The 25,830-nt window shown below is 70.5% G+C and carries 22 protein-coding genes and 3 pseudogenes; 17 read left to right on the top strand and 8 right to left on the bottom strand.

Annotated elements, in window-relative coordinates:
- Positions 1-135: 135 nt before the first annotated feature.
- The gene (locus AB0C75_RS33410) at positions 136-1,065 is read right to left on the bottom strand and encodes an alpha/beta hydrolase (RefSeq protein WP_362895880.1); all 930 of its coding nucleotides are present in this window, start codon (positions 1,063-1,065) and stop codon (positions 136-138) included.
- A gap of 121 nt (positions 1,066-1,186) precedes the next feature.
- Here AB0C75_RS33410 and AB0C75_RS33405 point away from each other — a divergent pair, with 121 nt between their 5' ends.
- Entirely contained in the window at positions 1,187-1,957 is a 771-nt protein-coding gene (locus AB0C75_RS33405; RefSeq protein WP_362895879.1) for a helix-turn-helix domain-containing protein, read from the top strand.
- A 90-nt stretch (positions 1,958-2,047) separates the two neighbouring features.
- Here the strand turns inward: AB0C75_RS33405 and AB0C75_RS33400 are convergent, their stop codons facing one another.
- Positions 2,048-2,773, bottom strand: coding sequence for an SDR family NAD(P)-dependent oxidoreductase (locus AB0C75_RS33400; protein WP_362895878.1), 726 nt, complete (start codon positions 2,771-2,773; stop codon positions 2,048-2,050).
- An 875-nt stretch (positions 2,774-3,648) separates the two neighbouring features.
- On the opposite strand from AB0C75_RS33400, the gene AB0C75_RS33395 reads away from it, so the two are divergent.
- The 13 genes and pseudogenes from AB0C75_RS33395 to AB0C75_RS33335 form a co-directional block, all read left to right on the top strand.
- Positions 3,649-4,647: a substrate-binding domain-containing protein gene (locus AB0C75_RS33395; protein WP_362895877.1), complete on the top strand. Its 999-nt coding sequence runs from the start codon at positions 3,649-3,651 to the stop codon at positions 4,645-4,647.
- 103 nt (positions 4,648-4,750) lie between these two features.
- Positions 4,751-6,286 (top strand): sugar ABC transporter ATP-binding protein, encoded by a 1,536-nt coding sequence (locus AB0C75_RS33390; protein WP_362895875.1) that lies wholly within the window; start codon positions 4,751-4,753, stop codon positions 6,284-6,286.
- A gap of 11 nt (positions 6,287-6,297) precedes the next feature.
- The gene (locus AB0C75_RS33385) at positions 6,298-7,317 is read left to right on the top strand and encodes an ABC transporter permease (protein WP_362895873.1); all 1,020 of its coding nucleotides are present in this window, start codon (positions 6,298-6,300) and stop codon (positions 7,315-7,317) included.
- Between the two features lie 42 nt (positions 7,318-7,359).
- Positions 7,360-8,445 carry a zinc-binding dehydrogenase gene (locus tag AB0C75_RS33380; protein ID WP_362895872.1) on the top strand — a complete coding sequence of 362 codons (1,086 nt, stop codon included), beginning with the start codon at positions 7,360-7,362 and terminating at the stop codon, positions 8,443-8,445.
- Between the two features lie 3 nt (positions 8,446-8,448).
- Complete coding sequence (locus AB0C75_RS33375) at positions 8,449-9,720, top strand: DUF4380 domain-containing protein (RefSeq protein WP_362895870.1); 1,272 nt, start codon at positions 8,449-8,451, stop codon at positions 9,718-9,720.
- A 59-nt stretch (positions 9,721-9,779) separates the two neighbouring features.
- Positions 9,780-10,610, top strand: a complete 831-nt coding sequence (locus tag AB0C75_RS33370) for a FadR/GntR family transcriptional regulator (protein WP_362895868.1) — start codon at positions 9,780-9,782, stop codon at positions 10,608-10,610.
- On the top strand, positions 10,607-11,755 hold the full coding sequence (dgoD, locus tag AB0C75_RS33365; protein ID WP_362895866.1) for a galactonate dehydratase: 1,149 nt from the start codon (positions 10,607-10,609) through the stop codon (positions 11,753-11,755). Before AB0C75_RS33370 ends, dgoD begins: the two co-directional genes overlap by 4 nt.
- A gap of 62 nt (positions 11,756-11,817) precedes the next feature.
- Positions 11,818-12,450, top strand: a complete 633-nt coding sequence (locus AB0C75_RS33360) for a bifunctional 4-hydroxy-2-oxoglutarate aldolase/2-dehydro-3-deoxy-phosphogluconate aldolase (protein WP_362895864.1) — start codon at positions 11,818-11,820, stop codon at positions 12,448-12,450.
- The gene (locus AB0C75_RS33355; RefSeq protein WP_362895862.1) at positions 12,447-13,412 is read left to right on the top strand and encodes a sugar kinase; all 966 of its coding nucleotides are present in this window, start codon (positions 12,447-12,449) and stop codon (positions 13,410-13,412) included. The genes AB0C75_RS33360 and AB0C75_RS33355 overlap by 4 nt, the downstream gene beginning before the upstream one ends.
- 36 nt (positions 13,413-13,448) lie before the next feature.
- Positions 13,449-14,522: an SMP-30/gluconolactonase/LRE family protein gene (locus AB0C75_RS33350; RefSeq protein ID WP_362895910.1), complete on the top strand. Its 1,074-nt coding sequence runs from the start codon at positions 13,449-13,451 to the stop codon at positions 14,520-14,522.
- Positions 14,519-15,298 (top strand): glucose 1-dehydrogenase, encoded by a 780-nt coding sequence (locus AB0C75_RS33345; RefSeq protein WP_362895860.1) that lies wholly within the window; start codon positions 14,519-14,521, stop codon positions 15,296-15,298. Before AB0C75_RS33350 ends, AB0C75_RS33345 begins: the two co-directional genes overlap by 4 nt.
- Positions 15,299-15,486: 188 nt before the next feature.
- Positions 15,487-15,639 (top strand): hypothetical protein, encoded by a 153-nt coding sequence (locus AB0C75_RS33340; RefSeq protein ID WP_362895858.1) that lies wholly within the window; start codon positions 15,487-15,489, stop codon positions 15,637-15,639.
- 50 nt (positions 15,640-15,689) lie between these two features.
- Positions 15,690-15,947, top strand: a pseudogene (locus AB0C75_RS33335) (kinase); the annotation flags it as partial.
- Between the two features lie 53 nt (positions 15,948-16,000).
- Here the strand turns inward: AB0C75_RS33335 and AB0C75_RS33330 are convergent.
- The gene (locus tag AB0C75_RS33330; RefSeq protein ID WP_362895856.1) at positions 16,001-16,360 is read right to left on the bottom strand and encodes a hypothetical protein; all 360 of its coding nucleotides are present in this window, start codon (positions 16,358-16,360) and stop codon (positions 16,001-16,003) included.
- A 501-nt stretch (positions 16,361-16,861) separates the two neighbouring features.
- Here AB0C75_RS33330 and AB0C75_RS33325 point away from each other — a divergent pair.
- Together AB0C75_RS33325 and AB0C75_RS33320 are read left to right on the top strand one after the other, a co-directional pair.
- Positions 16,862-18,437, top strand: a pseudogene (locus AB0C75_RS33325) (ISL3 family transposase).
- An 84-nt stretch (positions 18,438-18,521) separates the two neighbouring features.
- Positions 18,522-19,106, top strand: a complete 585-nt coding sequence (locus AB0C75_RS33320) for a short chain dehydrogenase (RefSeq protein ID WP_362895908.1) — start codon at positions 18,522-18,524, stop codon at positions 19,104-19,106.
- Between the two features lie 896 nt (positions 19,107-20,002).
- Here AB0C75_RS33320 and AB0C75_RS33315 read toward each other — a convergent pair.
- The 3 genes and pseudogenes from AB0C75_RS33315 to AB0C75_RS33305 all read right to left on the bottom strand — a co-directional run bounded on the left by AB0C75_RS33315 (position 20,003) and on the right by AB0C75_RS33305 (position 21,256).
- A complete protein-coding gene (locus tag AB0C75_RS33315; protein ID WP_362895854.1) occupies positions 20,003-20,362 on the bottom strand; it encodes a transposase family protein in 360 nt (119 codons plus the stop codon).
- A 146-nt stretch (positions 20,363-20,508) separates the two neighbouring features.
- Positions 20,509-20,787: pseudogene (locus AB0C75_RS33310) on the bottom strand (transposase family protein); the annotation flags it as partial.
- A gap of 49 nt (positions 20,788-20,836) precedes the next feature.
- A complete protein-coding gene (locus tag AB0C75_RS33305) occupies positions 20,837-21,256 on the bottom strand; it encodes a VOC family protein (protein WP_362895852.1) in 420 nt (139 codons plus the stop codon).
- 417 nt (positions 21,257-21,673) lie between these two features.
- Between AB0C75_RS33305 and AB0C75_RS33300 the strand changes: the two genes are divergently transcribed.
- Entirely contained in the window at positions 21,674-21,937 is a 264-nt protein-coding gene (locus tag AB0C75_RS33300; RefSeq protein ID WP_362895851.1) for a hypothetical protein, read from the top strand.
- A gap of 198 nt (positions 21,938-22,135) precedes the next feature.
- Here the strand turns inward: AB0C75_RS33300 and AB0C75_RS33295 are convergent, their stop codons facing one another.
- Both AB0C75_RS33295 and AB0C75_RS33290 read right to left on the bottom strand, forming a co-directional pair.
- Complete coding sequence (locus AB0C75_RS33295; protein ID WP_362895850.1) at positions 22,136-24,805, bottom strand: Helicase associated domain protein; 2,670 nt, start codon at positions 24,803-24,805, stop codon at positions 22,136-22,138.
- A 42-nt stretch (positions 24,806-24,847) separates the two neighbouring features.
- Complete coding sequence (locus AB0C75_RS33290; RefSeq protein WP_362895849.1) at positions 24,848-25,054, bottom strand: hypothetical protein; 207 nt, start codon at positions 25,052-25,054, stop codon at positions 24,848-24,850.
- Between the last annotated feature and the right edge of the window lie 776 nt (positions 25,055-25,830).

The following is a 25,830-nucleotide window of genomic DNA, read 5'->3' as shown; positions in this document are numbered from 1 at the left end:
GTGGGGGCGCCTTCGTTTCTGTCGGGTTTCTGGTCGGGCATTTTCGGTCTCGGTGGGTGGGCAGGGAGTGGGGTACGGGGGTGGCGCCGCCCCCGGTCACTCAGCCAGGGTGGCCGCGGGTGGCGCTGCCCGTGGTCATTCGGCCAGGGTGGCCGCCCACTGGGTGAAGATCTTGACGTACCGTCCCGGGTCGAGCTGGTGCATCACGTGCGGCGCGTCCGGCAGTGACTCGTAGTCGACCTTCGCTTTCGCCGACTCCATCAACCGCCTGGCCTGTGCGGCCTGCTCGTCGGAGAGTGCCCCGAGCCGGCCGCCGGTCTCCGGGTCGGTGCCGCGTGTGTGGTGCGTGAGGAGCACCGGCGTCTTGACCTGGCTCAGCATGTGTTCGTGCGGGCAGTTCAGTCCGACGGTCCCCTCCCAGAAGGCCCGTCCCCACTCCGGGTCGTACTCTTTCATGTGCTGGGGGATCTCGTCTGCCACGAAGTGCCGTGCCATCGGCGACGACGCGGCGCCGGCCGCGCGACGGTAGCCTTCCCAGTCGCCCACGCTCCACTGGTCGCCGAGGTACGTGCGGAAGAGCTCGAACAGCGGGCCCGCCCCCTGGCGGACCGAGTGGCCGCACGTGGGGAGGAGCTCGGACGCGAAGAACGGGGCGTCCTCGCACAGCACACCCCGGATCTGTCCGGGCATGGCGTATGCCGACAGCCAGGCCGCCAGGACGCCGCCGGAGGAGTTGCCCGCGACGACGACGGGTCGCTGCACCACCAGGGCGATGAACCGGACCAGGTCGTTGCCGATGTTGTCGAGGCTGTACCGCTTCGGCGTCCAGCTGCTGCGCCCCTGGCCCCGCAGGTCGACGGCGTAGACGTGGAAGTCCTCGGCGAGGAGGCCCATCGTTTCCTCGTACCCCCACCAGGAGCCTGTCTGCTCGGGGAGCAGCAGCACGGCGGGCTTGCCCGGATCACCGGCCTGGGCGTAGTTCATGGTGATCTCACCGAGGTCGGCCTGCTGTTCGGGGTAGGCGTGCGGGATGTAGACGTCGCGCAGCGCGGGATTGGCCGTCATTGCTGTCTCCTTGGGGTTTTGAGCCCGAGTCTGACCAGTACGGGTATCCACCGGTCGTGGGGTGGGCGGGCCACGGAGCTAGTATTCGAACTGTGGCCGCCGACGTGTACCGACGATTCCGATGAGTGGAACGCCAGTGCGGACCCCTCGCTCGGGGCGGCCGCCCCGCGGTGAACCGGTCCTGGAGCGGGCCTTCAGGGTCCTGGGGGCCTTCGCGGAGGCCGGGGAGGGCCTGCCCCTCCACAGGCTCGGGGCTCGGGCGGGACTCCCGAAGAGCACCACGTCCCGGATCGCGGCTCAGCTGACGGGTGTGGGTGCCCTCGAACGCTGCGACAACGGCGATTTCGTCGTCGGTCTGCAGCTCCTGGAGATCGCCTCGCTGGCGCCCCGCGGTCACGGACTGCGCGCCGCCGCGCTGCCGTTCATGCAGGACCTGCACCGGGTCACCGGCCAGCACATCCTTCTCGCCGTGCGCGACGGCGAGGAGGCTGTTCTCGTCGAGCGCCTGTCCGCACGGGACTCGGCAGCGGTCGAGTACAGGGTCGGCGGCCGCCTCCCTCTCACCGGGACCGGCATCGGCATCGCCCTGCTGGCGCACGCCCCCGAGCGGGTGCGGGAGGAGGCACTGGCCGACGCGAACGACGCGGCGCTCCTGCGCCGGTTCATGGCCGCCGTCCGCGCGGAGGGCGTCTGCGCCATGACGGTGCCCAACCCCTTGCGTTTTGGGCCCACGACGATGTCGACCGTCGCCGCCCCGATCCTGGACCGTCGCGGTGACGCGCTGGGCGCGCTGTCCCTGGTTGCCCCCGACGGGGGCGGAGCCCGGACCACCGCCGCTCGGACGGCGCTGCGGACGGCGGGCCTGGCGATCTCCCGGGCAGTGGGGCGGTGAACGGCGACGTGACCGGACGTCAGGCCCGCGCCCACGGCGCCGGGTCCCGGACTCACCCGCCTGACAACGGCCTGCGGAGCCGTCAGTGGCTCAGGACTCGACGAACTTGTCCGCCAGGCCCCGTTCCAGGTAGTCGTCCGGCAGGTCCTGGATGACCAGTTCGGCTTCGGTGCGTTGGGTGTGCAGCCGCCAGTAGGCGTCGGCCATCGTCTGAGGCTGGGAGTCGTGGCCGCCCTGGCCGATGAAGGCGGCGATCGCCACGTGCGCGGCGTGGACGCCGGTACCGGAAAGTGCCGCATGTAGGTTGAGGATCCAGTTGCGCATCCCGCCGGTGGCGATCTGGACGTTCGCCACGTGTGGGGCGATCACCGGGCCCGACCCCGCGCCACTGCTGACCAGGACCGTCCCTCTGCCGCGCTCCAGCATGCCGGGCAGGACGTGCTGCACCGCCGCGACACCGCCGAGCAGGTAGAGATCCAGCTGGGCCAGAACCGAGTCGACGGTGACCTTCGTGGCCTCGACGAGCGGCGCGCGGCGCAGGTCGGCCGGGGAGGGCGCGGGCGAGTACTCGAGTACGTCGATCGGCCCCAACTGCTCCTCGGCGGCCGTCAGCGCCGCGTGCAGAGCGGGACGATCGGTGACGTCGGCGGGGAACACCCCGACCCGGACGCCCGTGTCGGACAGATCGTCGGCCACGGCCCGGAGCGTCGTACGGTTGCGGGCGATCAACGCCACATCGAATCCCTCGGCGGCGAACCGCCGACCGATCGCGCGCCCCAACTGCGGACCTGCGCCGACGATCGCAATCGTGCTCAATTCGCCACCCCATCACCCTTGTTCCGGCATTCCGATGCACGCCTGAACAATAGTAGGAAGGGCGTGGTCACGGCGGCTGTGAGTGGGTGGGCGTCGGCGGGCTCGGCGTTTTGGTGTCCTGGTGGTGGGTGCAGGCGGGGTTGTGGTTGCTGTTACGGGGTGGCCGAGTGGCTGTTGTGGTGTGGCTGGCAGCGCAGTCGAAGGGGGAAGGCGCTTCCCGTGCCGGACTTGCTTGGCGTGGCCCAGTGCGACAGCGCGGTGACGAGGGCGGTCGACATGTCGTCCGAGGCCTGGCAAAGCTGTCGCCTGCGTCTGCAAGATCGGCCGAAAACGGTTGTCCCGGTCAAGGCGCGACAGTCTCCCCAGCGCCGTGCCCTCGTCACCGCCCGTGACTCGCGGGAATGCGGCTGCTGAGTTCCGTGACGACCGGGGCAAGGCCGGTCGCTGCATCTGCGGGGCTCGATTCATGTCCACGGCCGGTCCAGCTCGCCCATGGCCGTCGCGGATGCTGCTGATCGGTTGTGCGTGCTGGCGGTCTGTCTTGAGTCGGTGTCGGGTGTGTGGTGTCTGTCCTGTGGTGCGTCCTTTGGTTGTTTGGTTGGGGCGGTGTGTCTGTGTGGTTCTTCGGGGGTGTCGCTGTCGGGGGGTGTGGGCGCCGATCATGATCAATTCATTAATTAGCAATTAATCTTGACCTTGCTTGGGTGTGTCTTTCATACTCGGAGCACGCTGCGGCGCTGGTCCGCGCTGGTCCGCGCCGGTCCGCGCCGGTCCGCGCCGGTCCGCGCCGGTCCGCGCTGGTCTGCGCTGGTCTGCGCTGGTCTGTGCTGGTTGTGGTCGTACGTAGCTTTTTGTACGTGATTCGGAGTGATGTCATGAGGAACGGCAGGGAGCGGCGTCGTACCGCGGTCGTCGTGTGCCTCGGTCTTGCGCTGGCGATGGTCGCGCTGACCGGGTGTATACCGCGGGCCGGGGACGGGGGGCGGGTCGGGCTGGTCTACATGGATGCTCAGGGTTTCTACGCCGGTGTGCGTAAAGGCATGCAGGACTCGGTCAGGAGCCTCGGGGGCGAGGTGCAGCTGCTGGAGCTGAATGCTCAGGGCGATGCCTCCAGGGAGAGCACCTTCGTCGACACTGTGAGTGCCGCGGGGGTGAAGGCCCTGGTGCTCTCGCCGGTTTCCACTACGGCGTCCATTCCCGCTGTGCGCCTGGCGCACGAGAGTGGCGTCAAGGTCGTCTGCTACAACACCTGCCTGACCGAGGAGGCGACGCGGAAGTACGTGAGTGCCTGGGTGCTGGGTGATCCCTTGAAGTTCGGGGAGCTGGCCGGGGCGGAGGCCGCTAAGCATTTCAAGTCCGAAGGTATCGAGGATCCTCATGTCGCCGTGCTCAACTGCGAGACGGTCGAGGTGTGTATCCAGCGCCGGCTGGGCTTTGAGAAGGCGCTGTTGGCCGAGCTGCCCCAGGCGCGGATCGTCACTAACCAGCAGGGCACCACGATCGACCAGGCCGTCGAGGTCGCTGACCGTGTCCTGAGTGCGCAGCCTCGGGTCGACGCCTTCTACGGGGAGTCGGGCGGCAGCACGATGGGTGCTGTGCGTGCCGTGCGCCAGCGCGGCTTCGTCGGCCGGACGGTGGTCTTCGGCAGCGACATGACGGCCGACCTGGCCCGGGAGCTGGCCGACCACCGGGTGCTCAAGGCCGATGTGGACATTTCCGGGATCGAGGTCGGCGAGCTGGCCGCGCGCACCACCGCGCAGGTCATCGGTGGTGAGGAGCTGGACAATCCCGTTGTGCCGGCCCCGGTGAGGCTCTACTCCACCCCCGAGGACGCCGGCGAGTGGCTGACCGCTCACCCGGACGGTTTGCCGTGACGGCCGCCGGGTCCGCGGCCGGCGCCGTCTGGACCCCTTTTCCGAGCGCTTTCCGGGCCCTTGCCGGGCTCTTTCCCGTCCCTCCGGTTCCCCTGGAGCGAATATGACGACTCCCTCACCGCCGCCCGGCCGGCCGGCCCCTGTGCCGGCCGCCGAGGCGAGCGGCCTGAACAAGCAGTATCCGGGTGTCCGCGCGCTGTCCGACGTCGATTTCCGGATCGAGCCCGGTGAGGTCCGTGCCCTCCTCGGACGCAACGGGGCGGGCAAGTCCACGCTCATCCGGATGCTGTCCGGTGTCGAGGTCCCCGACAGCGGTGAGGTACGTATCGGCGGTGAGACCCTGGGACACGGCGGGGTGCGCCGGGCGGCCGAGCTGGGTGCGGCCACCGTCCATCAGGAACTGAGCCTGGTCCCGGAGATGACGGTCGCCGAGAACTTGTTCCTCGGCGAGTGGCCCCGCAGCGGCCTGTCCGGCGTGGACTTTCCCCGTATGCGCCGCGAGGCCGCCGAGGTGCTGGCTGAACTGGACGTACGGGTCGGTCCCGAGGCCACGGTCGGCTCCCTCTCGCTGGCCGAGCAGCAGCTCGTCGAGATCGCCCGCGCGGTACGCCGCCGGCCTCGGCTGCTGATCCTCGACGAGCCGACCAGCGCGCTGGCCGCCGGTGAGGCGCGCACCGTCCTGGAGGCGGTCGGCCGTATCTCCGCATCCGGTGTCGCGGTGATCTACGTGAGCCACCGGCTGGACGAGATCCGGCAGGTGGCGCGGAGCGTGACCGTCGTCCGGGACGGCAGTGTGGTGGACACGGTGGATGTCCAGGAGGCGACCACCACACAGATCGTCGCCCTCATGCTCGGCCAGGCCGCCCGTGAGCAGGAACCGTTCGCGCTACGCACGGTGGACCGCTCCAGTGCTCCGCTGCTGTCCGTGCGGGGCCTGACGCTGGCGCCGAAGCTGGAGGACATCGGCTTCGACCTGTATGCCGGTGAAGTGCTGGGCATCGGCGGGCTGCTGGGGTCCGGGCGCAGCGAACTGCTGCGCTCGGTCGCCGGGTTCGAGCCCGAGGCCGAGCGTACGGTCGCCTTCGGGGGGCGGCCGGTCGCGCGTCCCTCCGCGGCGCAGATGAAGCGGCTCGGGGTGGGCATGACCCCCGAGGACCGCAAGGGTGAGGGCATCGTCCCGCTGCTGGGTGTCGGCGAGAACATGACGATGTCCTGGTTCGCCGGGGTCAGCGGCCGGGCCGGCCTCTCCTCCCGCCGGGCCGCCGAGGCCGGTGACGGGCTGGTGCGCCGGCTCGCGGTCAAGACTCCGGGCCTGGACACCCCCATCGTCAATCTCAGCGGCGGCAACCAGCAGAAGGCCGTCATCGGCCGCTGGCTGCACGCCCGCAGCCGGGTGCTGCTCCTGGACGAACCCACCCGAGGTGTGGACGTCGAGGCCAAGCAGCAGATCTACCGGCTTGTCCGGTCCCTGGCCGACGAAGGCGCCGCCGTGGTCTTCGTCTCCGGCGAGCTGGAGGAACTGCCGCTGGTCTGCGACCGGGTCCTGACGCTGCAGAACGGCCGGTTCACCCGCGAGTTCCTCGCACCCGACATCACTCTCGACGACATCATGGCCGCCACCATGGCCGTGGAAGTGTGAGGCAGACAACCATGTCCTCGACCCTCGTGGCCGACAAGCCGTCCGGCCCCCCGTCATCGCCGGCGGGCGCCGTCCGCTTCCGCAGGCTGCGCCACCTCAACGAACTCGGTCTGCTGGCGGCCGTCGTGGTGCTGTACGTCGTGCTCGGCGTCATCGCAGGCGGATTCCTCAGCGCCGACAACCAGCTCGGCATTCTGCGGGACGCCGCGACCGTCGGCATACCCGCCCTCGGTGTCACCCTGGTGATCATCGCCGGGGAGATCGACATCAGTATCGGTCCGGCCGTGGCCTTCGCCTCGGTGCTCTTCGCCAAGGCCGCCTCCGAATGGGACTTCGGGCTGCCGATCGCGCTGCTGCTCACCCTGATCGCCGGTGCGCTCTGGGGGTCGGCGGCCGGCTGGCTGCGCGCCCGGTTCGGGGTGCCGTCCTTCATCGCGACGCTCGGACTCTGGAGCGCGCTGGGCGGCTTGGCCCTCTACACCACCAACGCGCTCCCCGTCGCCACCCCTGGTGGCGGATTCATGGAGGTGCTCGGCGGCAAGATCCTGGGCGTTCCGACCCCGGCGATCGTTCTGGTGCTGCTGTTCCTGGCGTTCTGGTACGTCGCCCGCCGGACGGCCTACGGGCGGTCGGTCTACGCGGTGGGCGGCAACGCGGCCGCCGCACAGCTGGCGGGCATCCGGATCAGCCGGGTGCGCGTGGTGCTCTTCGCCACGACGGGAGTGCTCGCCGCTCTCACCGGCATTCTGATGGCGGCCCGGCTGGGCTCGGGCAACGGCGGCGCGGCAGCGGGCCTGGAGTTCGACGTGATCGCCGCCGTCGTCATCGGCGGCACCGCTCTCGCCGGGGGCCGGGGAAGCCTGGTCGGGACGATGCTGGGCGTCGTGTTCATCTCGGTGATCGCCAACGGGCTGGTCCTGCTGGGAGTCAACTCCTTCCTCCAGGACGTCGTGCGCGGCCTGATCATCGTCGGTGCCGTACTCATCAACGTCGTCATCTCCCGCAAGAGCCTCACGACGCGCACCACGTGACCCGTCCGCCATGACCGGCTCGACCCACGCGAAGGACACCTCATGAGTGACACCACCGCCCCGCTGCCCGCGACCATGCGCGGCGTGTACCTGCCGGGCAACAGCACCGCCGAGGTGCGGGAGCTGCCCGTGCCCGTGCCCGGCCCGGGACAGGTGCTGCTGCGGGTGGGCGCGGCCGGTATCTGCGGCAGCGACATCGGCTACATCTACCGTGAGCACAAGAGCCACCGCGGGGTGGACGGTCCCGCCTACCGGGGCGTCGTCGCCGGTCACGAGCCCAGCGGCACCGTCGTGTCGACGGGCCCCGGCGTGCGGCGGTACCGGGCGGGCGACCGGGTGGTGGTCTACCACATCGCCGGATGCGGACTCTGCGACAACTGCGCACGCGGCTACCAGATCAGCTGCGCCGATCCCTCCCGCGCGGCCTACGGCTGGCAGCGAGACGGCGGAGCGGCCGACTACCTGCTCGCCGACGAGCACACCCTGGTGCCGCTGCCCGGCGAGCTGAGCTTCGTCGACGGGGCACTCATCGCCTGCGGCTTCGGCACGGCCTACGAGGGCATCCGGCGGATCGGCGTGAACGGCGACGACGATCTGCTCGTCGTCGGCCTCGGCCCGGTGGGCCTGGCCGCGGCGATGACCGGCCGGGGGCGTGGCGCGCGGCGGGTCATCGGGGTGGAGGTCTCGCCCGAGCGCCGCGCATGGGCGGACGGACTGGACGTCTTCGACGCGACGGTCACCCCGCAAGAGGCGGCCGACACCGTGGCGGCGCTCACCGGCGGGCGGGGGGCCTCGACCGCGATCGACTGCTCGGGCACCCGCCCCGGCAGGTCCACCGCCATCGGGCACATCGCCGAATGGGGACGGATCTCACTGGTCGGCGAGGGCGGGACGCTGGAGACCGAGGTCTCCGACGCCCTCCTGCACAAGCAGGTCACGCTCTACGCCTCCTGGGTCACCTCGGTGCCGGTCATGGCGGAGCTGGCACGCAACCTGGTGCGCTGGGGCGTCAGGCCGGAGCGCATCGTCAGCGACCGCTTCGGCCTCGCGGGGGCGGACGAGGCGTTCGGGCTCGCCGCGGGCGCTGCCCGGGGCAAGGTCGTGCTCGAACCCGGTCTGGACGGCTGAGCGGTGACCGCCGCGAACGACGCGGTGCGGGTACGCCGCACACCGACCGCGTACGGAGAGCTGATCACGCTGGACGCCGGCGCCCTGACGGTGACCGCCGCGCCCGGGCTGGGCGGCCGGCTGCTCTCGGTGACGCTGGGCGGCTCGGAGTTCCTGTACCGCAACCCCCGCCTCCTGGACGACGACCTCACCCCGCTGCCGGGCGTGCGGGCCGGCCCGCACGACGGACCGATGGCCGACTGGCTCAACTGGGGCGGCGACAAGACCTGGCCCGCACCGCAGGGCTGGGACGGCCCCGGCCAGTGGGCGGGCCCCCCGGACCCGGTGCTGGACTCGGGCCCGTACACCGCACGGGTCGAACAGCGGGACGGCACAGCGGCGCTCGTGCTGACCAGTGGCGACGATCCCCGCACCGGCCTGCGGCTGGAGCGCCGGATCGTGCTCCGCCCCCGCAGCACGGCCTTCGGCCTGCACCTGATGATGACCAATACGTCGGCCGTGGAACGCCGCTGGGCGCTGTGGAACGTCACCCAGATCGCCGGGGCGCCGCCGGCGAACCCGGCGGGTCCCGAGGGTGTCTACCTCGGCCGCGCCCGGTCCGGGCGGCCGTCCACCGTAGCGCTGGTCGCCGGCACCGGCCGGCCGCAGGTGCTGGAGGCCGCTGCCGACGTGCTGTATGTACCGCACCAGGACGTCGTCGGGAAGGTGGGTTTCCCCGACTCCGCGGGATGGCTGGCGCACGTCGGGCCGGAACGCACCCTGGCGCAGGGCTTCACCGTCCATGAGGGCCCCTATCCCGACGAGGGGTCGCGCGCCGAGGTGTGGATGCAGTGCCCGCTGGCGGAGGGGCTGCCTCATCTGGGCGGTCTGCGGCCGCGTGACCACGTCGTCGAATGTGAGGTGCTGGGGCCGCTGACGACGCTGGCGCCGGGGGCGTCGGCCGCGCTGGCCGTGGAGTTCGGCGTCGGGCCCTCGGCCGGCCCGGTCCGGGCGGTGACCCCGGCCGGCTACTGGGCGGGGCCGCCCCGCGACGGGGCGGAGGGCGTCTTCGTGCCGTACACCGCAGGCCGGCTGGAAGCACACGGTCCGGCCGGGGCGCAGCCGCTCGTGCTGGGCACGCTGGAGCCGGGGCGGGCCTGCGGCGTCCGCCTGCCGGAGGGACAGGAGCATTACGGGCGCTGGGAGTTGACGGCACCGCTGCCCGGCGGCGGCAGGGCGCGAGTGGCCCGCATCACCGTGGGGGAGAGCGGAATCCGCACCCGTTTTAATTCATAAATTATATAGGGTGGGGTGTGCGCACCACGCGGGGCGTGCGGGGCGAGAAGGGACGGAACATGGCCGAGTACGTAGGCAGAGGCCTGCACGGACAGATCGTGGAGAAGGTCGGCACCCGCATCGTGCAGGGACGCCTGCGGGTGGGGGAGACCCTGGACATGACCTCCCTCATCGACGAACTCGGCATAAGCCAGACGGTGCTGCGCGAGGCCGTCAAGGTGCTCACCGCCAAGGGCCTGGTCGACGCGCGGCAGAAACGCGGCACGTTCGTCCGCCCCCGGGAGGACTGGAACCTCCTCGACGCCGACGTCATCCGCTGGCAGTTCGCCGCGGACACCCCGGAGCCGGTCCTGCGGGACCTCGCCGAGCTCCGCCTGGTCGTCGAACCCGCCGCCGCCCGCCTGGCCGCCGAACGGCGCACCGAGGAAGACCTGACCGCACTGGAGGCGGCCCTCGCCCGCATGGGGGAGACCTCCGGCGACCCGGCCGAAGCCGCCGAGGCCGACCTCGCCTGGCACCGCGCCCTGCTCCGGGCCACCCACAACGAACTGCTCCAGCGCATGGACGTCTTCATCGGACCGGCTCTGGCCGAACGCGACCGGCTCGTCCACTCCGCCGAGGCCGACGACCCGGTCCCCGCGCACGAACCCGTCCTGCGCGCCGTCCGCGACGCGGACCCGTCCGCCGCCGAGGAGACCATGCGGGCGCTGCTCGCCCGCGCCGACGCCGACCTCGCCCGCACGGCAGACCCCTCCCGCACCCGCCTCGCCCCCGGTGCGGGCACGGCAGACCCCTCCCGCACCCGCACCGGGACCGAGGCGGACGACGACGACCGCACCGGCCGGGACAGCGGACACAACACCGAACCGGAGGACCGAGAAGCACCATGAAGATCACCCGCATCGAGACCTTCCGGGTACCGCCCCGCTGGCTCCTCTGCCGTGTCGAGACGGACGAGGGGATCGTCGGCTGGGGGGAGCCGGTGGTCGAGGGCCGCGCCGACACCGTCCGTACGGCCGTCGGTGAACTGGCCGACTACCTCGTCGGGCTGGACCCCCGGCACATCGAGGACCACTGGCAGGTGATGACCCGCGGCACCTTCTACCGCGGCGGACCGGTGCTCTCCAGCGCCGTCGCCGGCATCGACCAGGCTCTGTGGGACATCCGGGGCCAAGCGCTCGGCGTCCCCGTGTACGACCTGATCGGCGGCGCCGTCCGCGACCGGGCCCGGGTCTACTGCTGGGTCGGCGGCGACGAACCGACCGAGATCACCGACGCCGTCAACGCCCAGGTCGAGGCCGGATTCACCGCCGTCAAGATGAACGCCACCGGCCTCACCGGGCGCCTGGGCGGCGCGGCCGACATCGCCGCCGCGCACGCCCGCGTGGCCGCCGCGCGCGAGGTGCTGGGCCCCGGCCGGGACGTCGCCGTGGACCTGCACGGCCGCCTGGGTCCCGCCGGGGCGCGACGCCTGCTCGCCGCACTGGAGGAACTGCACCCTCTGTTCGCCGAGGAGCCTGTCACCCCGGAGCACACCCGGCTGCTGGAGCCGCTCGTCCGCTCCACCACCGTGCCCATCGCCACCGGCGAACGCCTGTATTCGCGCTGGGACTTCCTGCCCGCGCTGACCGCCGGGATCGCCGTCGCCCAGCCCGACCCCTCGCACGCCGGAGGCATCTCCGAACTGCGCCGGATCGCCGCCCTCGCCGAAACCTTCGACGTCCAGCTGGCACCGCACTGCCCCCTCGGACCGATCGCGCTCGCCGCCTCGCTCCAGGTCGCCTTCGCCACACCCAACTTCCTGATCCAGGAACAGAGCATCGGCATCCACTACAACGACGGCGCCGAACTCCTCGACTACGTCGTCGACCCGGAGGTCTTCCGCTTCACCGACGGACACGTCGCCCGCCCCACGGGACCGGGGCTGGGCATCACCGTCGACGAGAACGCGGTCCGCCGGGCCGATGCCGCGGCAGGCGCCCCCTGGCGCAGCCCGCTCTGGCGCCACCCCGACGGATCGTTCGCCGAATGGTGACACGGCCCCCGCCGGACCGGCCCGACCCCGCATCCCCACCGCCGCCCCGAGGAGCGACCCGTATGAGCCTTACCGACCGACTCCGCCGTGAACGCGTGATCGCCATCGTCCGAGGCACCGACACCAACGCCGCCGAGCGGACCGTGCACATCCTCCGCCAGGAGGGCATCGCCCTGATCGAGGTGTCCCTGACGACCCCGGACGCGGCCGGGATCATCGCGCGCAGCTCCCGGGAGGCCGGTGACGCCCTCATCGGCGCCGGCACGGTGCTCACGGGCGACGACGCCCGTGCCGTCCAGCAGGCCGGCGCCGCCTTCGTCGTCACGCCCGCACTCGCCGAGGGGAGCGTCACCGCACACGCGCTCGGACTGCCCGTCGTCGCCGGGGCACTGACCCCCACCGAGATCGTCCGGGCGGTCGGCGAGGGCGCCTCCGCCGTCAAGCTCTTCCCCGCCTCCGCGGGCGGCCCGGCCTATCTGCGTTCCCTGCGCGAACCGCTGCCCGAGATCCCCTTCGTACCGACCGGGGGCGTGGACACCGAGGCCGCCCACGCCTACCTGGAGGCCGGGGCCCTCGCCGTCGGCGTAGGGTCGCCCATCACGGGGGACGCCCCGCACGGCGGCGACCCGGACGCGCTGCGGGAGCGGTGCCGCGCCTTCCTCGCCGCCCTCGCCCGCCACCGGGAGGGGGAATGAGCCCCGAGACGGCCCCCGAGGTGGTGACCCTCGGGGAGACGATGGCGGTCCTCCGGGCGTCCGGCCCGCTCCGGATGGGGGCCGACCTGCGGCTCTCGGTAGCCGGAGCCGAGTCCAACGTGGCCATCGGGCTGACCCGGCTCGGACACCGCGTCCGCTGGATCGGCCGGGTCGGTGACGACGAACTGGGCACCCTGATCCTGCGCACCCTGCGTGCCGAGTCCGTGGACGTCACCGGGGCCCGTACCGACCACGACGGACCGACCGGGCTGCTGCTCTCCGAACCGCGGATCGCCGACCTCACACGCATCCAGTACTACCGGACGGGCTCGGCGGGCTCCCGACTGTGCCCCGAAGACGTGCCGGCCGCCATGCTCAGCGGCGCCCGGACCCTGCACGTCACCGGCATCACCTGCGCCCTGGGACCGCAGCCGCTGGACGCGGTGCGTACGGCCGTCCACGCCGCCCGGACCGCGGGAATCCTGGTCAGCCTGGACGTGAACCACCGCCCCCGGCTCTGGAGCGCGTCCGAGGCCGCCGACGTCCTGCGCCCGCTGGCCCGGGACGCCGACCTCGTCATCGCCTCCGACGACGAACTCGCCCTGGTCGCCGACCCCTCGGCCCGCACCACCACCGACCGCGTCCGGTCCCTGCTGTCCAGCGGCCACACCCGGGAGGTGGCCGTCAAGCTCGGCGGCGACGGCGCCGAACTGCACACCCCGCAGGGCCGGGAACACACTCCCGCGCGCCGCGTCACGGTCCGCGACACCGTGGGCGCCGGCGACGCCTTCACCGCCGGCCTGCTGTCGGGGCTGCTCGACGGCCTCGACCCGCGCGACCGCCTGGAACGCGCCAACACCCTGGGCGCCTTCGCCGTCAGCTCGGTGGGGGACTGGCAGGGGCTGCCCGAACGCCGCGAACTCACCCTGCTGGACAGGGAGGACGGCGCCACGCTCCGCTGACCACCCCGCCGTGCCCCCACCCGGGGCGCGCCCCCGCTGACGCGCCCACAGCCCCGCACCCGTCCCCGACCTGCAGAGGGTGCGACGGACCGGAAGGAGAGAGCCCTGACCCGCCACCCGACCGGAGCGAGCGTCCCACCGGCGTTCCGCCCCTGGAACACCCACCGGCGCGAACTGGGCGAGGGCCTTCGCCACACCGGAGACCACCTGGTGACCGTCGACATCCTTGACGGCACCCTCACCGTCCTGCATCCCGACACCCCCGGCGACGGGGCCGTCCTGCTGCGCCTGGACGTTCCGCTGGGCGCCGTCGCACCCCTGGCCGGCCTGCCCGGACACTGGCTGGCGGCGGCCGGGACCGGCGCCGCCGTGATCGCCCCCGACGGCAGCCTCACCTGGCTGGCCCACCCCGGCGCCGCTGATCCCGCGCGCAGCCGCGTCAACGACGGATGCTGCGACCCGTCGGGACGCTTCTGGTTCGGCACCATGCCCTACGGACCGGAGCGCGGCCTCGGACGGCTCCACCGGGTCGATCACGACGGGTCCGTCACCACCGTGCTGGACGGGCTGACCATCCCCAACGGTCCGGCGTTCACGGCCGACGGGACGCTGATGTACCTGGCCGACAGCGCCGAGGGCCGTATCGACCGCTTCCGGGCAGATCCCGACGACGGGCGACTGCTCGACCGGACCGCGTTCGCCTCGTTCGCCCCGGACGCCGGCAGCCCGGACGGCATGACGGTGGACGACGACGGCCAGCTCTGGGTAGCGGTCTGGGGTGCCGGAGCGGTCCACTGCTACGCACCGGACGGCACCCTCACCGCCGTTCTGCCGCTCCCCGCCGTCCAGCCCACCAGCCCCGCGCTCGTCAACGGCACCCTGTTCGTGGCTACCGCAGCCATCGGTCTCACTCCGCTGCCTGACGACCGGCCCGACGAGACCCGGCCCGGCGGCACCCCCCGGCACGACGGCCGGGTGCTGGCCGCTGAGGTCGGCGCATCGGCACCGCCCGCCCGCCCGGCCATCCTGCACCCCGGGGCCCCCGGGGTCCCGTCCACGACCATCGCCGCCCGTCCTTCCGGCGGCGCCACCCACAGGGAGGCACTGTGAGCCCGTACCCGTTCCAGGACCGCACCGCCATCGTCACCGGCGGCGCCCAGGGCATCGGCGAGGCTGTCGTCGACGCCCTGCTGGCAGGAGGCGCCGCCGTCGCGGTGCTGGACCGCGACGAGGCCGCACTCGAACGCGCCGCCCACCGCCATGCCGCCCACGCGGACCGGATGCTGCCGCTGGCCGTCGACATCACCGACGAGGCAGGCGTCGCCGCGGCCACCGGGTCCGTCGCCGAACGGTTCGGCCCGGCGACGCTGCTGGTCAACAATGCCGGGATCAACGCCTACTTCGACCCCGCCGCGATGACCTCCGACGAATGGGACCGCGTCTTCGCGGTCGACCTCAAAGGCGCCTGGCTCGTCGCCAAGCAGCTGATCCCCGCCATGCGCGAGCGCGAGACCGGCTCGATCGTCAACGTCGCGTCCCTGCACGCCCGCCTCACCTCCGCCGGGTACTTCCCCTACGCGGCGGCCAAGTCCGGTCTGCTGGGGCTGACCCGCAGCCTGGCCCTCGAACTCGCGCCGCACGGGGTGCGGGTCAACGCGGTCAGTCCGGGCTGGACCCGGACGGCCCTGGTCCGCGACTACTTCGCCGCCCAGTCCGACCCCGCGGCAGCCGAGGCCGAGGTGGTGAACGTGCACCCGATGCGGCGGATGTGCGAACCCCGGGACGTGGCCGAGGTCGTCGCCTTCCTGCTCGGCCCGGGCGCCCGTGGCATCACCGGCGCCGAGATCCCCGTCGACGGAGGCCTCGGCGCCCGCTTCGCGGGCTGACCCGCGAGGCCCCGACGCCGGGCCGCGGATTCGTGCGGCGCTCGGAATCCTGCGGCCCGGCGGCCCGGCGGCCCTGCGGCCCTGCGGCCCTGCGGCCCGGCGGCCCGGCGGCCCGGCACCAGGCAGCCCGCAGCGGACGCTCCGGGTCCGCCGGGCTCCGGCCGGGAGGCGCCCTCCACCCCCGCCGCATGGCTCCAGCCATCGCCCCCTCTCACCGCTCCCCGTTCGACCCCACCTACGGGTTCACGGCCCCGGACCAGCTGCTGCGCGTCCCGGCCCTGCCCGCTGCGCAGCCCATGCAGGTGCAACACCAGCCTGTGACGGTGACACGCGACCGGTGAAACGCTCCTGCACGTTTCGCCCCTGACCTGCGCTGATGCCCTGGACCCAGCAGCTGCGCGCCGGCCACCGCGGACACACCCCCTGCTACTACCTGGACGTGCCCTTCACCGAGACCCTGGCCAGACACGCGACCAAACCCATCGCGGACGAGGCCGACGAGAACCAGCCGCGCGAGTGGTACCGGCCGCTCGATCTCCTGCCCGGCAGCATCGAGACCGTCATCGACGCCGACAGCATCCTGACGGACACCGTCGACCGCATCATGCACGACACCGACCTCGCCCTGCTCCCCGCACGGGAGCACTGACCGGAGCCGGGCTGTCCTGCCCATCGAAGTTTGATCTCGGGCTGCCCTGCAGCTCATGGCCGTTCAAGGGTCAGCCAGTCCAGGCGCCCTCGTCGTCGAGCGCTCGGTTCGAGGCTTCCCTGAACGTACGGAAGGCGGTTTTGAAATCCGGTTTCGATCGACGCGTAGCCCGAGGCCCCCAGCGATTGCCGGGAGATGCCTGCAATCCGCAAGCGCATCTCCATCCAGATGTGGACGCGGTCACCGATGGCTTCGGCCGCAGTGGTGACAGAACTCGGTCCTTCAATCGATATGACCGAGAGCGCGCGCAGAAATCGGCCGTGCGCGGCGGCGGCCTCAACCTGAATGAGTGCGAGCGCCCCTCGGGTGTCACCAGTCTCAGCGATCTCGTGAGTTCGCTTGACGATGTCCATGAAAATGTAGAAGTGCCCGGCGAATGCCGCGTACGCATCTCTACGGGCGTCACGGCGGACTCGCACGTGATCGGCAAACCCTTGTTGATCGAACTGCACTCGCTGTTGTTGCAGATTCGCCAACGCTCCGCGCGCGCTTAAACGCACAGTAATGAGGGCTGCCGCAGAGGCACCCACCGCTCCGACGATCGCGCCGATCAGTGCGGCGACCCCTCATCCATGAGGGGCAGTGTGACCCACCAAGCACGCATCCGCCAGCGGCTCAACATCGTCTCCCGCATCGGTGAGGACTTGCAGCTGAGCTGCATCCGCCAAAGTTCAATGGCACGCGCTCAAGATTCGGTTCTGGCACAGATCTTGGGGAGTCGTTGCGGAGTGTTACCCCGATTGTTCGATTGCGGGGAGTCGGGTTCGCGTGAGACGGCGTACGCCTTGTCGTCCAGCGACCTGAATTGACGCTCCCTCAGGTCTACTGACGGCTGCTGGGATCGGTTGTGGACGGTGATGGTGCTGGTCATGCAGAGCAATGCGCCGTTCTGGGACTCGCTGGTGTTCGCCGGGATCGACGATGTGGATGTCGAGGCGGTGACGGCCGCGTTCGGCACGGTCGAGGTGGTGGCGAGAGGCCGCACTGTCGGGGCGGTATGTCCGGACTGCGGCGGCTTCTCGGACCGAGTCCATGACCGGTACCAGCGCAGGCTGAAGGACCTTCCGCTCGCTGACCAGGGCTTCGTGATCCGACTGACGGTCCGGCGCTTCATCTGCGGAGCGGCGGACTGCCCGCGCCGGACGTTCGCCGAGCCATTCTCGCGGCTCGCCGCCCCGTACGCACGGTTCACCACTCGGCTCAACCACGCCCTGGAGCGAGTGGGGCTCGCCCTGGCCGGGCGGGCCGGGGCTCGGCTGGCTGCCCAGCTGGGCTTCGACGCGGGACGGATGACCTTGCTGCGCAGGGTCATGGCCCTACCCGATCCAGGGTTCAGCACTCCGCGGGTGCTGGGAGTGGACGACTTCGCGATCCGTCGCGGCCAGACCTATTCCACTGTCTTGACCAGCGTCGAAGACCATCGCGTGGTCGATGTGCTCCCGACTCGTGAAGCCGGGCCGCTGGCCGCTTGGCTGATCAGTCACCCCGGCGTGGAGATCATCTGCCGGGACCGGGCGGGCGCCTACGCCGAGGGTGCCCGGCGGGGTGCCCCCGCCGCTCTGCAGGTGGCCGACCGCTTCCATCTGCGGCAGGGCCTCGGCCGGGCCGTGGAGACCTGCGTCGCCGCCCACCGCGACTGCCTGCGCAATCCTTCGCCCAGCGGCATGGTGCCGGAGGTCGCCGGACTGGCCTCCGGTCGGCGGGCCGAACGGAAGAAGGCAGCACACGCACTGGTCCACGAGCTCCTTGCTCAAGGTCACTCACGCCAGGCGATCGCCCGGCACCTGGGCTGGGCCTCGACACCGTGCTCCGGGAGGCGAACGCCGCACGCTGGCAGGACACCATTCGCGACAACCGGCCCCGACCCAGCAGGCTGGACCCCTACAAGCCCTACCTGGAGCGACGGTTCGCCGCAGGATTCACCAGCGTCACCCACCTCCACAGTGAACTTGTTGCCGACAACGCCCCCGTCACCTACCAGATGGCCCGCGCCCACATCGCCACCCTCCGCAGGGCGCCGGCCAGCGCCCCACCCCGGCCGCCGACGGTGCGCCAGGTGACCGGCTGGCTCACCCGACACCCCACCGCGCTGAGCGAGGACGACCGCGCCGGGCTGAAGGATGTCCTGGCGCGCTGCCCCGAACTGGACACGGCCGCTGGGCACGTCCGCGACTTCGGCGAGATACTCAGCAACCGTCTGGGTGCCACGCTCCCTGCCTGGATCGACTCGGTCGACGCCAGCCAACTACCTGGCCTCAACGGTTTCGCACTCCACCTGCTACGGACCTCGACGCCGTGACAGCGGGGCTCACCCTGGACTGGAGCTCCGGCAGCATCGAGGGAGCCGTCAACCGCATCAAGAAGATCAAGAGACAGCTCTACGGGCGAGCCGGATTCGAACTACTCCGCAAGTTGATCCTGCTTCAGTAGCCGTCCACAACCGCTCTCCCGGGTCTGTGGCAGTGCGGAGAAAGACGTCGCTCGTGTGTTACCGACCCTGACATGATCGGTGACATGAAGGTACTTGTGATCGGAGCGACGGGCACGATCGGCAACGCTGTCGCCAGCGCGTTAGAGGCTTCTCATCAGGTGATCAAGGGGTCCCGCAGGGGGCCGGTGAAGGTGGACATGGAAGACCCGTCTTCCTTGGACGCACTCTTCGATGAGGTGCCGGATCTCGACGCTGTGGTGTGCTGCGCCGCCAGCGGCCCGCTGGTGGACCTGGAGTCAGCGGCGGATGAAGAGATCGTGACTGGAGTACAGGGCAAGCTGCTGGGGCAGGTCGCGCTGGTGCAACGAGCTGTGCGCCGACTGCGCGATGGCGGCTCCATCACTCTGACCGGGGGCACCTTCTCCACCCCGCTGGCCGGCGGTTCGCTGGGGGCTCTCGTCAACACCGGCCTGGAAGGCTTCGTCCGCAACGCGGCCAGCGAGCTGCCGCGAAGGCTTCGCATCAATCTCATCAGCCCTGGGTGGATCAAGGAAACCCTGGAAAGCATGGGCGCAGACGGGAGCGAGGGAACTCCTGTCTCCGAGGTGGCCCGGGCGTATGTGACAACGGTGGAAGGCACCGCGCAAGGCCAGACCATACGTCCGTAACCGTCAGGAGAGGCTGGCCCGTCGCCATCGAGGGCGACAAGCCAGCGACCTGAGTGCGGGATAGCCGAACCCCTGCCTCAGTCCGGGCTCGGGCACTGTCGAGACAATTGCGGTGACGTTCCGCAACCGCTCCCCCAGATCTGTGCCAGAACCCCCCACTCACCTACATAGCCATGGGGCCCGCGCACCAACTCACCCGCGACCGGCAAGAGTTCTTCGGACAGGTCGACAACGAGACCCTCAATCGCTTCGAGGACGTGTTCAAGCGACTCGCCGGCTAGGCCAGCGCCAGAGAGCCTCGAACATCTGACGATGTCCGGGGCTCTCTCCGGACACTCCACCGCGCTGCCTTTTCCGGCGGACGTCCGCCTTCCTGGCGCTGGGCGGAGCGCCATGTGATGCTGATCCGTCAGCGCCGCGCGCATCGCGACTCACTCATGGAACAGGGAGCATTCATGGCCTCTGATCAGCGGTATGAACCTAAAGACCTCGACCGCGGGCACCAGGCCAACCTGGAGGCGTTCGTTCTGAGGGCACGGCGGGTGGAGGCTCATTCGCCGGCGACTGACAAGACCGCCTTGACAGCCCCGGCAACGGCCCAGATGCACGTCACGATCACGGCAGACGGAGACGCGGTACTAACAACCTCGGGGGAATTTGAGATCCGGGCGTGCTGGCCTGGCGGCTCGGCTGGTGGGTGATCAGCAGGCGGTGTCGCGGACGAGCTCGGTGCTCGTCTGTCGGTGAGTGGCCCGCTGGGCGGACCGGTCGCAGACGAGACCGGCGATCGCGAGGTGGGTCTCGGCGTAGGTGTCGCGCCGTCCGGTGAACCTGCGCAGAGGCGCCCACTGGCGGAGCCCGGCGTTGGTGTGCTCGACGCAGATCCGGGCCGAGGACTAGCGGCGCCTGGCCTCCTGCCAGGCGTACTTGTCGCCGTCGCACGCCTCGTCCGCGGGCTTCCTCGGCGGTGCGCTGACCTGGCCGGGGAACTCCTTGGCCAGCCCCTGGTACCCGGAGTCGACCCGGGCCTTGACCGTGGGACGGGTCCGGGACTGCTCGGCGATGCCCTCGGTGCGTAGGGCGGTCTGATCGTGCATGCGGCCCGGCCGGACCGCGCCGGACAGCAGCATGCGGCCCTGGCCGTCGCTGAACGTGGTGGTCCTGATGGTGTTCTGCCTGCGCTTGCCGGAGACGAACGCCCGGCGGCCCGGGCGCCCCGCCTGAGGGCGGCGGACCTGGGTCTCGGCCCCGTCCACCCGCAGCTCAACGCCCTCGGCCTCGGCGTAGGCAAGACGTCCGCCAGGGTCTTCAGCCGCAGTCCCGCCCGGTCGGGTACGGCGAACCCGCGGGCCGCGAGGAGCGGACGGACCTGCCGGATGGCCTCGGAGATGGTGGAGCGGTCCACGTCGAAGAGTCCGGCGAGGACCGCGTGCGGCAACTGGTGGCGCAGATGGACCAGGGTGACCAGCAGCCGGTCGAAAAGGGCCGGCTTCGGCTTGCGCCCAGCCCCTTCCGCCCGCCGGCGCGAGCCACCGCGTGCCGCACGCAGCGCGGACTGGCGGGCCGCTTCCCACGGTCCGGCGAGTTCGGCGAACAACTCGCCGAAATGGGCGCGGGGGACACCGGACAGGGCAGGATGGGAACAGACGGAACAGACCTCGCGGGCCCAGGCCAGCTTCACAACTCACCCAACCCGTACGGTCCTTCTCACGTCACGGCCCGACCGGGAATTACGGTTGCCGAACGTCCTGTTGGTCCCGGCGCGTGCCCAGCACATCGAGGTAATGCGGGTTGCGCATGATGCCCAGGATGTTCTCGAAGGGATCGGTCACGGCGGCGGTGACGAACCCGGCACCTCGGTCCGTGGGTGGTTGGTACTCCTTCGCCCCCAGGGACAGCAGCCTTCCGAGAGTCGCGCTCACATCGTCGACATGCCAGTACACGACAGCACCGCCTGGCCCGGTCCCCGAGCCGGCGGGCGCGTAGCGGCTGTCGATCAACCCCAGCTCGTGCTGGTAGTCACCGACACGAAACTCGGCGTACCCCGGCCGCTCGAAGTACGGCTCCACACCAAGCAGTTCTGTGTACCAGTTCTTCGCCGCCGCCAGATCAGCGGCCCAGAAACTGACGGTGGCAAGCCCTCGCAACATGGATATCCCCATTCTTCCCGCCGCGGATCCCGCATCCCGGCCGATGCCGTGACCGTAGGGGCCGATTAGGCCAGATTCTGTCCTCATTGCGAACTGAGCCTCGGCAAGCCAGTAGCGGTCCGCACGACCGCCACCTGATCACCAACAGGCGAACTCCCGGGCCAAGACGACCCGCCTTCAATTGCCCCCAAGGCCATAAGACAGGACCTCCCTCCTGAGGAGCAGGTCGAATCTCCAGCCGCTCGCGTCAGGCCCCTCCTGCTCGAGCAGGAGGACTGCTACTACAACAAGACGCTGAAGGCTCTGAGCCACTTCGACCGGACGCCGCAGAACATAGCCTGGGTCAGGCAGGTGCGCCGGACACGGAAAGCACGGGTCAGCGAAACGACTGCGCGTGAGGTCGGCTACACCTCGATGATGACGGACACCCCGACCGGAGTGACCGCCACGCTGGACGACCTCAAGCTGGCCCTGGCCTGGATCTACCCAGACGTCGTGCATCACGACACGGCCAGACGACAGGAAGCAGCCCCCCCCGGTCTCCAGGAACGCTTTCGCGCAGCCGTGCCACTGGTTGCATGGATCATGCTTCACACAACTGGCCCGCTCTACAAGATCCGGGACATGCAGAGCGCCGGAACTCTCAACCCCTTGCCCCCGACATCTTTGAGCAACCCGTGACGCTGACATCGACGACGGTGCGCATTGAAGGGACGATTCGCGTAGCTCCTGTGGGAACACGAGCCCCAGGTGACGCGACAGAGCCCCTAGGCCCGGACTGGAAGATTCTCGCGCCCCGCATGCCGATCCTGAGTCTGACGCAAAGCCTCGGGCTCCACAGAGCCCGAGGCTTTCCCGCGGTACAACTCAACGGCGATGTCACGCCCAGTCCATGCCCAGCTTCCGCAGCGCGTCCAGCTGCTCCGGGGTGAGCTTGTCCCGCCTAGCCCGGGTGTTCGAGCTCCATACGCCCAGCTTCACGGTCACTGGCTCCGTCTCGCCGTCGACCGCGATCTCTTCGCTGTGACCGCGCGGCACGGCCCGGTCCACGCCTTCCCGCTCCACCCACTGCGCGAGGGCCGCCAGACCCCGCTGAAACGCCGCCTGCGCCTTGCTCGGGCCCTTCGCCGCACGCGCCGCCGCCGGGGCGGGGGACGGGGCCTGAGCGGGCTGCACGCCCAGTTTCGACAGCCGCTGCTGCTGCTCGGTCGACAGCTGCGCCCAGGTGCCCGGGTTCTTCTGCCGTTCCAGCCACTTGCCCAGGTCGTCGCCTTCGAACAGCACTCCGGGTTCGATGGCCGGGAGGTGGCCGTCGGCGTCGATAAGGTCGGCGAGGACGCGGTAGTGCCGCTGCCAGTCCAGGGGCCATGGGCAGTTCCAGTCCGGGTCGATCGCGGCCAGCTGCTTCGCGCGCACGGCGGCCCGGTCCGCGGCCTTGCCCAGACCGCCCTTGCGCCGGAGATTGGCGAGATGCTGCCCGACGGGCACCATCGCCTCGCCTTCGCCCCACACCTGGTTCTGGCGTGGTGCGAGGTGCCCCATGGTCCGCCAGTACGACCGGAGCGCGGCGAGCTTCCTCTCCCACGCTTCCTCTCCCGGATCCCACACCATCCCGGCCTCCGGCGCGTCCAGCAGGGTCTTGCGCCGCTCCTCCAGCTCACCCGCCCGCAGCGCCTTCCTCTGCTGATGGACCCATCGCCCAAGCGGGAAATCCTTGGTGACCCCCACCTCGACCTCAACGTCATACGGGACGGTGTGGACGCCGGTGATCTCGTTCTCCGCCCGCCACCGGATGAGGGCCTGGTAGCCCTCCAGCCACACCAGGGACTCGGGCCGGTAGACCCGGGTCCGCAGGAAGGCCGCGATGGTCGCCGCGTCGCGCGGGCTGGAGAAGTGGAGCAGGGCCGCTTCGGTGGCGGCCTGCGTGTCATCGTCCTCCTGGCCCTCGCCGTCACCCTCGCCGCCGGCGGCCCCGACGATCCGCCCGTCCTCGTCACGCCGGACGTGGACCTTGCGCTTCCCGCTCGTGAGTGCCCAGGAAGCGAGCTGCTCGACCAGACGTTCATCATGCGAACGCAGGCCCTGAAGGACGGCTACAAGAGGGCGGAACGAGGCACTGGCGACCATGTCCGTCGGGTCCTCGTCCGGCTCCAGGAACACCGGCACGATGATCCTGGCCACCTTCGTGGAGCCGTCCTTGTTGAGCCGGAGCGCGCGGCCGATGTTCTGGACGATCTCGACCTGGGAACCGCGGGTGTCGGCGAAGCAGACGGCCTCGACCCCCCGCTCGCCGGTGATGTCGACGCCCTCGCCGAGAACGCGAACGCTGGCGAGGAAGGCGCGGTGCACCCGGCGCCCGGCCGCGTCGATGCCGTTGGCGAACTGGCGCAGAACCTCGCGGCGCTCCGACACGAGGTGGTCGCCACACAGCCATGCCGACCACACCCGGTCCGGCGGTACGTGGCGGCCGGCCTCCAGCTCGTAGAACTCCGCGTCGATCGACGACGCGGGGAGCTTGTCGGCGGCGGCCAGATCGGCGTCGGAGACGTCGTTCAGGTACAGCGCGGCAGCCGTCTCCGGCAGCTTGTCCGCGAACGCTCGGGCTTCCTCGACCTTCTGGTGGAACGTCATGACCGTACGCAGGTTGTACGCCACCGCGTGCTCCAGGAGCGCGGTCTGCAACAGGGCCAGGCGCCGGCCCCGCTGCGCCTCCTCCGATTCCCCGAGAACCGGCGAGGGATCGCGAATCTCCAGCACGTCGATCTCGAATCCGGCAAGGATTTCGCGCTCGATGGCCTCGCTCAGACCGAGCTCTGCGAGCCACGCGCCGTAGGTGCCCTCCGGGTCGTCCGACATCGTCGCGAGCTCCACCTCCTGGCCGTCCGCGCCCTTCTGCGGGCGGGCCGCGGCGAGGATGCGCGGGGTGGCAGTGAGGTAGAGCCGGAAGTCCGCCGGGATACGGGCGTTGTCGTGGATCGCAGCCCACGGACGACCAAGATCACCAGCGGTTCCATGGGCCTCATCCACGATCGCGAGGTCGAAGCCGTCCATGCGCTGCCCGTACAACCGCTCCCCGCCCGCCAGAGCGGCCTCCAACGGCCCACGAACCTTCCGCTGGCCCACGGGAGCGTCGATGTCCTCGCGGTCCACGAGAGAGGCGTACGTGGCGAACACGATGACCGGCCCGGACCCCGCCCACAGGGCGAGCTGGATCGGGTTGGTGGTGGTGCGCACTCCCAGCTCGTTCAGCACCGCGTCGTTCTCCAGCGAGCACACCGCGACCATCGGCGCGGTGTGGCCCACCAGGCGCCACGCCTGGGCGGTCTGCGCGAGCAGGTCCAGGGTCGGCACGGTCACCAGGATCCGGCCGTTCGCGAACGCTTCCAGCGCGCACGCTGCGGCCGTGATCGTCTTACCCGAGCCGGTCGCTGACACGATCGTGCCCCGGACACCCTGCGGGGGCACAGATGACCTTGCAGGAAATCCCACCCATTTTTTAAACGCCGACTTCTGGTCGACTTGATGTTCCCTGAGTGAGACTCTCGACATATCGGGTCACGTTTCTTGTGGGGTCGGTTCCGGATGATGAGGTCATCTGTGTCTGTCTATGTGTCGAGTCCTCTGAGTCTCCAGGCCGAGTCCGGCGTAGATCGTGGCGGTCCGGCATGGAGGTGCGTGCATGACTTCGGCTTCACCGCGGTAGATGGCGATGAGCGAGCCGGTGCCGCGCCACCAGGTGTCCGCGATGCCGGCCACCTCGGGGACGGCATCGAAGCTGTCGAGGTCAAGGCCGTCCACCTCTTCACCTGTCAACGTGGTGGTGCTGCGAGCGCACCTGCGGGCGTGGTCAGCCAGCGCCAGTGCCTCCACCCACCCCTGGCGTGCAGGGGGCCCAAGTGCTCGCATGGAGCCCGAACTCTCCGCTGGGCCCGACCATGAAGGCGTAGGGGAGCGCAGTGCGCTGTCGGCCGGCGCTGAAGTGCCAGTCCGGGTCAGGCCCTTCAGGTACGTCTCCGCTGAGAGTCCGAGGCCCACCGTCATAGTAGGGAGAAGGAGGAAGCACGAGGCCACCCCAGACCGCCTCGTAGGCGGACACCCGGTCGATCTGCGCTTTAGGGACGCCGTGCTCCATCCACTTGGCTCTGTACTGCTCAATGTCAGTACGGCCAGCCCAATGACCGTGGGCTCGGATGAAATATTGCGCCCTGCGCGTGATGCCTGCCGGTATTTTCCGATCGATAACTATGACACCCACCTCAGCATCCCTCGTGTTTCCACCAAATCTACATGCTGCATCATTCTGATGCACTCACTACGTTGGAAGCCACACGAACGAGCACCCCCTTCCCTCCCTGCAGCCAGCCCGGCCCGCGCCAGCGGGCCGGTGGTCCTGGAGGCGGAGCCGGAGGGGCCGTTGGGCGGGGGAGCGCAGCGGACCGGCCCAACCCGGTATGGAGCGAAGCGGAGGACCGGTCGGGCCTTGCGCAGCAAGGCCCCCCCCCCGAACGGAAAAGCCCCCCCGAGAAAACCAAGGACAAACAAAAAAAAAACGTTTTGCGGGGTGTGGGGGGGTT

Origin of the sequence: Streptomyces sp. NPDC048565 (assembly GCF_040650935.1) — a bacterium.
GTDB lineage: Bacteria > Actinomycetota > Actinomycetes > Streptomycetales > Streptomycetaceae > Streptomyces.
Note: the sequence above shows the minus strand (reverse complement) of the source record. Positions and strands in the feature narration are given on the sequence as shown.